11 protein-coding genes are annotated in these 10,180 nt (G+C 61.2%); 7 read left to right on the top strand and 4 right to left on the bottom strand.

The genetic code is table 11. The annotated features are described in order from the left end of the window. From ABY403_RS08780 to ABY403_RS08750, 7 genes are all read left to right on the top strand, one after another. On the top strand, positions 1-1,510 hold a 1,510-nt coding region (locus tag ABY403_RS08780; protein WP_372840407.1), incomplete at its 5' end, for a proton-conducting transporter membrane subunit. Beyond that, positions 1,510-2,415 carry a respiratory chain complex I subunit 1 family protein gene (locus ABY403_RS08775; RefSeq protein WP_372840406.1) on the top strand — a complete coding sequence of 302 codons (906 nt, stop codon included), beginning with the start codon at positions 1,510-1,512 and terminating at the stop codon, positions 2,413-2,415. The genes ABY403_RS08780 and ABY403_RS08775, both read left to right, overlap by 1 nt. A gap of 4 nt (positions 2,416-2,419) precedes the next feature. Continuing rightward, a complete protein-coding gene (gene nuoB / locus ABY403_RS08770) occupies positions 2,420-3,088 on the top strand; it encodes an NADH-quinone oxidoreductase subunit NuoB (RefSeq protein ID WP_372840405.1) in 669 nt (222 codons plus the stop codon). Between the two features lie 5 nt (positions 3,089-3,093). Beyond that, a complete protein-coding gene (locus ABY403_RS08765; protein ID WP_372840404.1) occupies positions 3,094-3,624 on the top strand; it encodes an NADH-quinone oxidoreductase subunit C in 531 nt (176 codons plus the stop codon). 3 nt (positions 3,625-3,627) lie between these two features. Next, positions 3,628-4,800: a hypothetical protein gene (locus ABY403_RS08760; protein WP_372840403.1), complete on the top strand. Its 1,173-nt coding sequence runs from the start codon at positions 3,628-3,630 to the stop codon at positions 4,798-4,800. A gap of 4 nt (positions 4,801-4,804) precedes the next feature. After that, positions 4,805-6,607, top strand: a complete 1,803-nt coding sequence (locus tag ABY403_RS08755; protein WP_372840402.1) for an FAD-dependent oxidoreductase — start codon at positions 4,805-4,807, stop codon at positions 6,605-6,607. Then, the gene (locus ABY403_RS08750) at positions 6,600-7,097 is read left to right on the top strand and encodes a ferritin family protein (RefSeq protein WP_372840401.1); all 498 of its coding nucleotides are present in this window, start codon (positions 6,600-6,602) and stop codon (positions 7,095-7,097) included. Before ABY403_RS08755 ends, ABY403_RS08750 begins: the two co-directional genes overlap by 8 nt. Before the next feature lie 21 nt (positions 7,098-7,118). Here the strand turns inward: ABY403_RS08750 and ABY403_RS08745 are convergent, their stop codons facing one another. The 4 genes from ABY403_RS08745 to ABY403_RS08730 all read right to left on the bottom strand — a co-directional run. Next, a complete protein-coding gene (locus tag ABY403_RS08745) occupies positions 7,119-8,117 on the bottom strand; it encodes a hypothetical protein (RefSeq protein ID WP_372840400.1) in 999 nt (332 codons plus the stop codon). Then, entirely contained in the window at positions 8,114-8,794 is a 681-nt protein-coding gene (locus ABY403_RS08740) for an ABC transporter ATP-binding protein (RefSeq protein WP_372840399.1), read from the bottom strand. The genes ABY403_RS08745 and ABY403_RS08740 overlap by 4 nt, the downstream gene beginning before the upstream one ends. An 18-nt stretch (positions 8,795-8,812) precedes the next feature. Further along, entirely contained in the window at positions 8,813-9,955 is a 1,143-nt protein-coding gene (locus tag ABY403_RS08735) for an ABC transporter permease (protein ID WP_372840397.1), read from the bottom strand. Then, a partial coding sequence (locus ABY403_RS08730; protein WP_372840396.1) for a hypothetical protein occupies positions 9,952-10,180 on the bottom strand: 229 nt, incomplete at its 5' end. The genes ABY403_RS08735 and ABY403_RS08730, both read right to left, overlap by 4 nt.

Genomic DNA, 10,180 nt, shown 5'->3' with positions numbered 1-10,180 from the left:
TTCGGCGATGCTGATGTTCGCGGGCATGGCGATGTTGATCGTCGCGGAAACGAGCTTTGGGTTCTTCGCGGCTTGGGAGGTGCTGACCATCGGTTCCTACTTCCTGATCCTGCGCGGCAAGTATTCGGAACCTCATGCGCTGTCTTATGTGCTGTTCTCGCTTGGCGGTGCCTTTGCGATCTTGGCCGGGTTCGCGCTTGCCTCGGGCGGGGGTGCGGGCTTTACCGTAGCCGCGCTTGCAGGGGTGTCGCAGACACTCGCACCTTGGGTCTTTATGCTGCTGGCCCTTGGTTTCATGACCAAGACCGCCGCGATCGGTGTGCATATCTGGCTGCCCGGTGCTCATGCCGAGGCGGAAACTGACGTCTCGCCAATGGTTTCGGGCATTCTGCTGAAGGCCGGGCTGTTCGGGCTGATGGTGCTGATACTCCATATGGGCTCGCCCAGCCTTTATGGGGTTCAGCTGACCTATGTGCTGCTTTGGATCGGCGCGCTGACCGCGTTGATCGGCAACCTGACCGCCGCGTTTCAGGAAGATGCAAAGCGCCTGCTCGCCTATAGCTCGATCGGCCAGATGGGGTATGCGATCTTCGGCATCGCGCTGATGAACCACCTCGGCTGGCTGATGGCGCTAATGTTCGTCATCAACCACTACATCTACAAGTCCATGCTGTTCCTGTCGGTGGGCGGCGTTGCCAAGCGCACCGGAACGCGGCTGATGTACAAGATGGGCGGGCTGATCGCGCTGATGCCGCTGTCATTTATTGCGGTGCTGATCGGCATCATCGCGATGTCGGGCGTGCCGCCGCTGTCAGGCTTTGGCGGGCGCTGGATCTTTTACAACGCGATCATGGAATCGGACGCACGCGCGCCGATGATCGTGATCTTCCTGTCGGGGCCGATCGCCTTCTTGTATCTGTTCCGGCTGATCCACACGATCTTCCTTGGCCAACTCAAGGATGAAAACCGCCGCCTGCGTGAAGCGCCGTTCTGGATCGTTCTGCCGCAGATGCTCTACACCGCGTTCCTTTTGGTATTCGCCGTGGTGCCGGGCCTCGCGCTGCGCCGGGTTGATGGCTACCTTTCGACCATCTTCCCCGAACACGGGTTAAGCTGGGAAGGGCTGACGATCCGTTCGGACTATGGCTATTGGAGCCCGGTTTCGGTGATGGCGGTGACCGTGGGGATCTTTGCCTCGGTGCTGTTGCTGCTGGTGCTGCTCAACCACCGCGCGCAGAAGGTCAAGCAGTTCAACATCGTCTTTTCCGCAGAGCGCCCGTTCAGGCCAGAGACCACGCATTTCGCATGGAACTTCTTTGCGCCCTATCGCAAGGCGCTGGGTTTTCTGCTGACGCCGCTGGTCACCACCTTCTGGGGTGGCGTGACCGGCAGCCTGCATGGCGCAGCCGATTTCCTGCGCCGATTCTACACCGGTGACGGCCAGCATTACGCCTTCCATTTGCTTGGCTTCGTGCTGGTGCTCATCCTGATCGTCGGAGGGGGCCTGTAATGGACTTTCAATGGATCAAGGTCGCCTACGCGCTGCTGACGCTGTTCATCGTGTTGAACTACGGGCTTCTCATGACTGCGGTGATCCAGAAGATGGGCGCGCGGGCAGGGCGGCGTTATGGCATCCGCGTGTACCAGAACTACATCGACCTCTTTAAGAACTATGTGCTGCGTTCGAAGATCACGCATGGCTACATGTACTACCTCGGCCCGGTGTTCCGGCTGACAGGCGGCATCGGGCTGCTGCTGTTTGTGCCCACCATCTACGGGTCCGAGATGTGGGCGAACTTTTCGTTCTCGGGCGATCTGATCTTGGCGCTCTACTTCGTCTTCTTCGGCACGCTCGGCATGGCGCTTGGTGCGGGGGAAAGCGGGCATCCCCTTTCGGCGCTTGGCGTTTCGCGCGGCCTGAGCCAAGTGACGTCGGCGGAACTGCCTTTCGCGATCGCCGTCTTTGCAGTAGCCTTGCAGTATCAAACGCTGTCGGTAACCGAAATCGTGGCCGCACAGCAGGGTGGGGTGTTGAACTGGACGCTGTTCACCAACCCCTTCGCGGTAGCCGCCGCGATGCTGGGCTTTCTTGGTTCGATGATGCGCGCGCCTTTCGATGTGGTGCTTGCACCGCAAGAGATTCCGATCGGCCCGCCGACCGAGTTTCATTCGGCGTATCTGGCGCTGCTGCAAACCAACCGCAACATCTTTCCGGTCGCCAAGATCGTGATCTACATGAACCTTTTCTTTGGCGGCGCGGCCAGTTGGCCGGTCTTCGGGGTCAAGGTGTTTCTGCTCTATCTGGTCTCGGCCTTCGTGGGCGTGGCCTTTCCGCGCTTCCGGGTTGAACAGTCTGTCCGGTTCTTCCTGATCTGGGGCGTGCCCCTGGCGATAGTCGGGCTTTATTGGGTGTAATGCTATGAAAGACGACAGCCGCAAGTTTCCTCGTCGCCCCGAACTGGAGCCACGCGAGGTCAAGACCCCTGACGGGCAAGTCATCACGGTTGACCCCTTGCGCGATTACTTTTGCGAGGCAGCACCGCGCGTGCACGCGCCGGTTTATGTCAAGATCGTTGAGGATTTCTTCAACTGGGCGCGGTCGGAATCGCTCTGGATTCTCGGTTTTGGCACCGGCTGCGGCGCTATCGAGATGCGCCCGCTGATGACGCCGCGCTTTGATGCCTATCGCTTCGGCATCCAGTGGCGCCCGACACCGCGGCAGGCGAACCTGTTGATGATTTCGGGCTATCTCAGCGTGAAAACGCTGAAGCGCGCGATCCGGGCTTACGAGCAAATGCAAAGCCCCAAATACGTCGTGGGCCTTGGGTCTTGCACGATCAATGGCGGGATGTATTTCGACAGCTACAACACGATCAAGCGGCTTGATGATTACCTGCCGGTCGATCTTTACATCGCAGGCTGTATGCCGCGCCCCGAAGCACTGCTGAAAGGCTTTGAGGATCTGAAAAAGATCATCCGCGCCGGCAAGGCCGAAGGCGCAAACGCCTATGCGGAAAACTTCGCCCAGTACAAGGAACGCCAAAAAGCGGTGATCCATGACTGGGACATGCCCGATTACAACTGGTGAGTGTGATGGACAAGATTCTTGCACGGCTGGAAGAACGGTTCCCGGGGGGCGCAACCACGCGCCAGCGGCCCGATCTGGCCTTTGTCACCATTGAGGCCGCGTGGCTGCGCGAGGCGGCCCTGCATCTGCGCGACCGCGAGGGTTTCACGCATCTGGTGCTGCTGACCGCGGTCGATTGGCTGGAGGCGGGGCAGTTTCAACTGACCTATCTGCTCAACAACCGTGCGCTGGCCTGCGATATCGGACTGCGCGTCATGTTGCGGCGCGAGGCAGCGTCGATGGAAAGCATCCACGACCTTTGGCCCACCGCCGCAACCTATCAGCGCGAGTTGCGAGAGATGTTCGGGATCGATTTTCCCGGAAGCCCGCGCGTCGATGCCGAGTTCATTCTCGAAGGTTGGATCGGACCGCCGCCGTACCGGCGCGACTTCGATACCTTGGCCTTTGCCGAGACCAACTTCCGCCACCGCGAGGGGCGCGAAACGCGCGACCCGGCGGCATATATGAAACACAAGCTCTACCCGGAAAAGGGCTAGGCCATGTTTGAACCAGACCGCAGCCAATACCCCGTTCGCCGCGCCGATGGCAGCTGCGAAATCGACCTTACCTCGGGCAAGTATCTCAAGCTCTGGCAAGGGCCGAACCACCCCGGCATCACCGGCAACATGTCGGTTGAACTGACCGTCTGCGGCGATGAGGTGGTCGAGGGGCTGACCCATGTAGGCTACCTGCACCGCGGCTTTGAAAAGCTGATGGAGCGGCGCACCTTCATTCAGTGCTTTCCCATCGTCTGCCGCATCTGCGTGCCCGAGCCGGATTTCAACGAATACCTTTATGCCGCCGCGATTGAAGAACTGTCGGGCATCGAAGCGCCAGAGGCCGCGCGCTGGATCCGCACGCTGATCCTCGAGATGGGGCGATTGAACAGCTACATGATGTTTCTGGGCGGGCAGGCAGGCGCACTTGGCCTTGGCGTGATCGGGCAGTGGACCACCTATGCGCGCGACTTGATGCTGGACCGGTTCGAAGAACTGACCGGCGCGCGCATTTATCACATGTTCATTCTGCCCGGCGGTGTGCGCGACGGGCTGCCCGAAGGTTTCAAGGCGAGGCTTGAAGACACGCTTCGCGAGGTCGAGCGTGTGCTGCGCGACGTGCAGGAAGTGATGTTCCAGAACGCCGTGTTCAAGAAACGCACCGTGGGCGTGGGCTACATCGACCCCGCGCTGTTCGAACCCTACGGCGTCACCGGCCCCAATGCGCGCGCAGGCGGCGTGGCCAAGGATGTGCGCAAAGACCAGCCCTATCTGGTCTACCCCGAGCTTGATTTCGAGGTGCCCACCGCCACCGCCTCGGACATTTTCGCCCGCGCCGATGTGCGCCGCCGCGATGTGCAGCTTTCGGTCGATCTGATCCGCCAGATCATCGCCAAGATGCCCGATGGCGGGCCCTATATGGCGCGGTTGCCGAATGTGCTGCATTGGAAGATCCCGCGCGGCGAAACCTATCTGCGCGGCGAATGTTCGCGGGGCGAATACGGCTATTACCTTGTCACCGATGGCTCTGGCTACCCGCGCCGGGTCAATGTGCGAGGGCCTTCCTACACCCATGCGATGGCGCTGCTAGAGCGGCTGATCGTGGGGGTCAATATATCGGATGTGGCGGCGCTGATGGTGTCGCTGCATACCTATCCGCCGGAAATCGAGAGGTAGCACCATGGCCGCCAAAGACATTCTCTCACCGTTCCGGGCATGGAAATACCTGTTCGAGGAACCGGTGACGATCAAAGACCCAATCGCGCGGCAGGCAGCCGAGCGGTATCGCGGGTTTCACCAGAACGACATGGCCGCCTGCATTGGCTGCGGCACCTGCGAGGCGATCTGCCAGAACGGCGCAATCGACATGCTGCCGGTCGAGGGTATCGAAACGCGCCCCGGCGATAGCGGCCTGCGCCCGCGCATCGACTATGGGCGCTGCTGCTGGTGCGCGCTTTGCGTCGATGTGTGCATGACCGGCTCGCTCAACATGTCGAACTTCTACCAATGGGCAGACCCTGACCCGGATTCGTTCCGCTTTTTCCCCGGTGCCGAAGGCCGTGCCTGGGACGAGACGCCCGAGGGATACAAGCGCCCGACGGACTACGCCATCACGCCGCGCGAGCGGGTCGAGATGCGCGAGGCAGAACCCGAGGCGCGGATCGGCAATTTCGATGAAATCGTTGCGGGCTATTCGGTGGCCGAAGCGTTGCTAGAGGCAGATCGCTGTGTAGCCTGCGGGCTTTGCGTCGCCACATGCCCCACGCATATGTCCATACCCGATTACATCGCTACGATCCGCGATGGCGATTACGAAAAGGGGCTGTCTATCCTTTATGAGACCAACCCGTTCTCGATCAGCTGCGGCCGCATCTGCACGCATAAATGCGAGGATGTCTGCTCCACCGCGCATGAGGGCGACCCAATCGCCATTCGCTGGCTGAAACGCCACATCACCGATCAGGTGCCGCGCGAACGCTACGCCGATATCATCGGCCGCCCCGCCGCCCCCACCGGGCGCAAAGTGGCTATTGTTGGCGCGGGCCCTGCGGGGCTGACCGCGGCCTTCGACCTTGCGCGCGCAGGCCACGCGGTCACCGTGTTTGAATCGCGCGCCGCTGCGGGCGGGATGCTGCGCTACGGCATCCCCGAATACCGGTTGCCATACGATGTGCTCGACCACGAGATCGGGGTCATCACCGGGCTTGGCGTGGAGCTGCGGCTCAATACCCGCGTTGGCACTGACGTGACGCTGGAGGCGCTGCACAAGGATTTCGACGCGGTGCTGCTGACGATCGGTCTGCACATGGGCCGTTCGACCCGTATTCCGGGCTCGGAGGGGGAGGGTGTCGCCAAGGCCGTTGACCTGCTGCGCCAGATCACCGAAGGCGAGGAAATCGAGGTGCCGCGCACAGCCGTGGTGATTGGTGGCGGCAACGTGGCGATGGATATCGCCCGCTCGCTCGCGCGGTTGCAAAAGCAGAAATATGGCAAGGTCGGCATGACCGTGACGGCGCTGGAAGACCTTGCGCATTTCCTTGCAGACCCCGAAGAGGTGAAAGAGGCGCGCGAGGAAGGCATCGAGATCATCGACGCGCGCGGCCCGCAAGAGGTAACGCGCAATGCCAAGGGCAAGGTGACGGGCCTGCGCACATGGGCGGTGACCAGCATCTTTGACCCACAGGGCCGCTTTGCCCCCGCCTATGACGAGGGCGACGAGCAGCAGCACGCCGGGGCACTGGTGATCGAGGCGATCGGCCAGATGGCCGACATCAGCTTGCTTGGGCCCGAACTGACCGAGGCGCTGGAATGGAACCGGGGCCGGATCGCGGTGGATGCCGACGGGCGCACCAGCCTTGACTGGCTCTGGTCAGGGGGCGACTGTGTACGTGGCCCCGACGTGGTGCATGCGGTGGCCGACGGGCACCACATGGCACAAAGCATCGAAGCGGCATTCGCCGCAAAGGAGGCACGCAATGGTTGAAGGACATGGCTACGACAAGCTCAAGCCGCTGACCACGATCCGAGAGGTGCTGGAAACCGCAACCGCCTTCGAAAAGACGGCGCGCGATTTCTATACTGCTCTCGCGCCCAAGGTTTCCAAGAACCTGCGCTATCTGGTCGAAGAACTCGCCGCCGAAGAACAAGAGCACGTGAACCTCTTTTCCGGCTGGGCCGAACGCGCCGATCTGGCCGATGTTCTGGATGCCCGCATCAAGCGGCCTGCCAGCGACCGGCGCTTTTCAGACTGCGTGCAGGTGCCCGATCTGGGCGAAGCGCCCGATGACCAGACCGTGCTGCAATACGCGCTGACCCGCGAAGCGGCCGCGATGGACCAATACACCGCGCTGGCCGAAGAAACGCCGCCCGGTGTGCTGAAGGATTTGTTCGTTGCGCTGGCGCTGGAAGAGACCGAGCACAAGAACGAGCTTGAGGCGCTTTACTACAAGGTGGTGCACTCGGGCGGGGTTTGACCGCCGCCCGAGCCTTCGCGCTTAGCCGAACAGGATCAGCTGCGATTTCCAGATGGTCCAAAGCACCACCAGCCCAAAGACCACAAAGGACGCAAGCGACAGCGTCACGTGCTTGCTGATGCGCGCGGGCAGCGTGGCTGCAAGGCTTTCTACCTTGCGGAAGGGCTGCAACAGGCCCGCACCCAGCGCGAAGGCCGTGCCCATGAACAGCGGCGCATAGAGCACATAGCCGAAGTAGTTGTATTCCGGCTTGAGGATGCAGAACGGGCAGTGGTGTGTTGGATGCTCGTAGACGTATGGCGAAATCACCGAAATGATCGCGGTCAGCGCCACGACAAAGAACACTGCACCTGCCACCGCAAAAAGCGTGGTGCCGCGCTTCCAGATCAGGCTGGCAGCCCCGACCAACGCCACGGCAGCGCCACTTGCGCCAAGCAACCAAAGAGCCGTGGCAGGGGCGAGGCTCGACATGTCAGAGCCAAGCCCCTCGGTTTCGGGGGTGAACTCGGTCGAGCAGCACGAGGTGATGACATCGGCCTGAAGGTTGAGGAAGTAGGTCAGCTCCAGCGCGCCCGCGACCAGAACCAGCGGCACGATCACCAGCACCAGCGCATATTTCACCCGCGTAAGCGGATAGTCATGCCCCGTGCGGTCTGCGCGGTCTAGTATCAGCCACATGGTGGCGACAAAGAAGATCGCGAGCTTGCCATAAAGCGTGGGAAAGCCCCAGTCGTTGTTGTTCAGCGTGCCAACCGCACACATCGCGCCCACAAACAGCGTCGCCATCCGGTCCGCGTTGAAAACATAAAGCAACAGCGACAAAAGCTGCGCCAACATCACAAAGCCGAAAAGCGTTGAAACCAGATCTGTCGCACGTTCCATTTCCAGTTGCGCGCGGCTGCCGCTGGCCAGATCCCACCGCAGCAGCAACCGCAGCGCAAACCACCCCGCCCAAAGCATGACAACAGCCGAAAGCGCCGATATCAGCAGCAGCGCCAGGATGGGGGTCTGGAAAATCATGCATCTACTCCAATGATGCGACCGTCCTGCATCCGCACGACCGTGTTCACATGGCTTGATTGCCAGATGCGCGGGTCGTGGCTGGTCATGATGACGGTCTTGCCCTCGGCCTGAAGCTCTCCGACGATTTCAAGGAAACGTTCGGTCAGCACGGTGTCGAGGTTGGCAGTCGGCTCGTCGGCGATCAGCACCGGCGCGTCGTTGATCAGCGCGCGGGCAATCGCGGCACGCTGGGTTTCGCCGCCCGAAAGAAACTCGACCGGCATATCGGCCTTGGCACCAAGGCCCAGCCGCTCTAGCCGGTTCTGCGCGCGCTCGCGCAGTTCGTGATATTCTGGGCCAAGCGGGGCCGCAGGCAGCATCACATTTTCGATCACGCTGATGCCGCGGATCAGGTTGAAGCGCTGGAACACAAAGCCGAACTTGGTGCGCCTAAGCTCGGTCTGGAACTTCTCGGGCAGACCCGAGACCATGTCGCCATCAACAAACACCCGCCCCGTTGTCGGCCTTGTCAGGCAGCCGATCATCGAAAGCAACGTGGTCTTGCCCGAACCCGATGGCCCAGTCAGCACGGTGACCTTGTTGCGCGCGAGTTCAAGGTCGATGTCGCGTGCGGCGCACACTTCGTTGGGGCGCCCTTCGTTATACAGTTTTGATACGGTCTTGAGCGAAATCATGGCGATCTGTCTCCGGTTTCAGCGCATGACCTGATCGGGGTCGGCGGTGGCTGCGCGCCAGATCGGCACGAGGGTTGCGGCGGTGTAGGGAATGACGGTGATGGCAAACAGCGTTGCCAGTTGCAGCCCGTCAACATGCGGCGCCAGCGCGAAGTCGGGGTAGATCACGGCCCAACCTTTCAGGATCGGTTCAAACAGCCCGGCCTGAAAACTGAACACATGGAGATACGCAAACACGGTTCCAGCAAGGAAGGCGCCAAACGAGATCAGCCCACCCTCCCATAGCTTCATGGCGATGACATCGCCGGTATCCCAACCGATTGCCTTGAGAATGCCAATCTCGCGGGCTTCCTCGGCGCTTAGCCCCGAGGCCTTTTCGGCCGCGAAGATGGCAAAGGCCAGCACACCCGCGGCGGCGAGCGCGGTCATCAGACCCTCGCGCCAGTCGAACAGACGCTGATAAGTCCGCTCGATATCAGAGCGCGTTACAAAGCGCGCATTCGGCATGACGAGCTGTGCCTTTCCGACGATGGTGGCAATCTCGAGTTCGTTGCGGATTGTCACGCCGATGTCGGTCCAGACATCGGGCGGCAGATTGAAGAACGAGCGGAAATCAGCCTCGGAAATCAGCACAAGATCGGCGGTCAGCAATGCGGAATCGTCAGCGAAGGTCTCTCGCACGTTGAACTTGACCATCTTGCCTGCAAGCGAGGTCACAAACAAAGGCGCGGTATCCCAAGTGAAATCGCGCGCTTCGCCAATGCCGCCGCCAAGGATCGCTTCGCCCGGTTGCAGCGCGTAGCTTTCGTCGTCAGGCACCATGAAGGTGTAGTTCGCGCCATTCACACTGTCGTAGAAATAGCCCCAGAGCCGCCCTTTGACCGAGGCGACGCCGCGGATTCCGGCCAGCTTTTCGATCTCGCTGCCAGAGATCATCTCGTGGCGGCCCATCACCAGTTGCTGCACGATCAACTCTGGCGATTTTGCCAGCACGGTTCCCGCCTCGTTGCGCAAAGCGGCCGAAAACATCATTGCCGAGGCCAGCACGAACACGATGATCGAATAAATCACGATCAGCCCGGTGTTCTTGACGCGGCGCCTTGCAAGCGCTGCCAGCGTGAAATCGGCCAGATAGCGCTGTCGGCGGAGCCAGTGTTTCATTGCGAGAGGTCCTCGATGGAATTAGAGAGCGTTCCCGAGGCCAGCCCCGTCGGCGGCGGCACGAAAATACCCGATGGAAAATGCTCGAACGAAGCCGGATGATCCTGAAACGCGGTGTGCAGGTCGGCCATAGAGGGGTGGCGCGTGTAGCGTGCTTCGGTGAAAAGCGCCAAATCGGTCAGCCCGATCCGCCCAACCAGTTCTGCGTTTGCCGCAAGACGCAGG

It is taken from the genome of Phaeovulum sp. (genome assembly GCF_041596715.1).
Lineage (GTDB): Bacteria > Pseudomonadota > Alphaproteobacteria > Rhodobacterales > Rhodobacteraceae > UBA6213.
This window is presented reverse-complemented; position numbering and strand designations above follow the sequence as displayed.

What these genes read in the sequence shown, in the direction of transcription:
- ABY403_RS08775 (WP_372840406.1), top strand. Translation starts at nt 1,510, where the DNA reads ATGGACTTTCAATGGATCAAGGTCGCCTACGCGCTGCTGACGCTGTTC.
- nuoB (WP_372840405.1), top strand. Translation starts at nt 2,420, where the DNA reads ATGAAAGACGACAGCCGCAAGTTTCCTCGTCGCCCCGAACTGGAGCCA.
- ABY403_RS08765 (WP_372840404.1), top strand. Translation starts at nt 3,094, where the DNA reads ATGGACAAGATTCTTGCACGGCTGGAAGAACGGTTCCCGGGGGGCGCA.
- ABY403_RS08760 (WP_372840403.1), top strand. Translation starts at nt 3,628, where the DNA reads ATGTTTGAACCAGACCGCAGCCAATACCCCGTTCGCCGCGCCGATGGC.
- ABY403_RS08755 (WP_372840402.1), top strand. Translation starts at nt 4,805, where the DNA reads ATGGCCGCCAAAGACATTCTCTCACCGTTCCGGGCATGGAAATACCTG.
- ABY403_RS08750 (WP_372840401.1), top strand. Translation starts at nt 6,600, where the DNA reads ATGGTTGAAGGACATGGCTACGACAAGCTCAAGCCGCTGACCACGATC.
- ABY403_RS08745 (WP_372840400.1), bottom strand. Translation starts at nt 8,117, where the DNA reads ATGATTTTCCAGACCCCCATCCTGGCGCTGCTGCTGATATCGGCGCTT.
- ABY403_RS08740 (WP_372840399.1), bottom strand. Translation starts at nt 8,794, where the DNA reads ATGATTTCGCTCAAGACCGTATCAAAACTGTATAACGAAGGGCGCCCC.
- ABY403_RS08735 (WP_372840397.1), bottom strand. Translation starts at nt 9,955, where the DNA reads ATGAAACACTGGCTCCGCCGACAGCGCTATCTGGCCGATTTCACGCTG.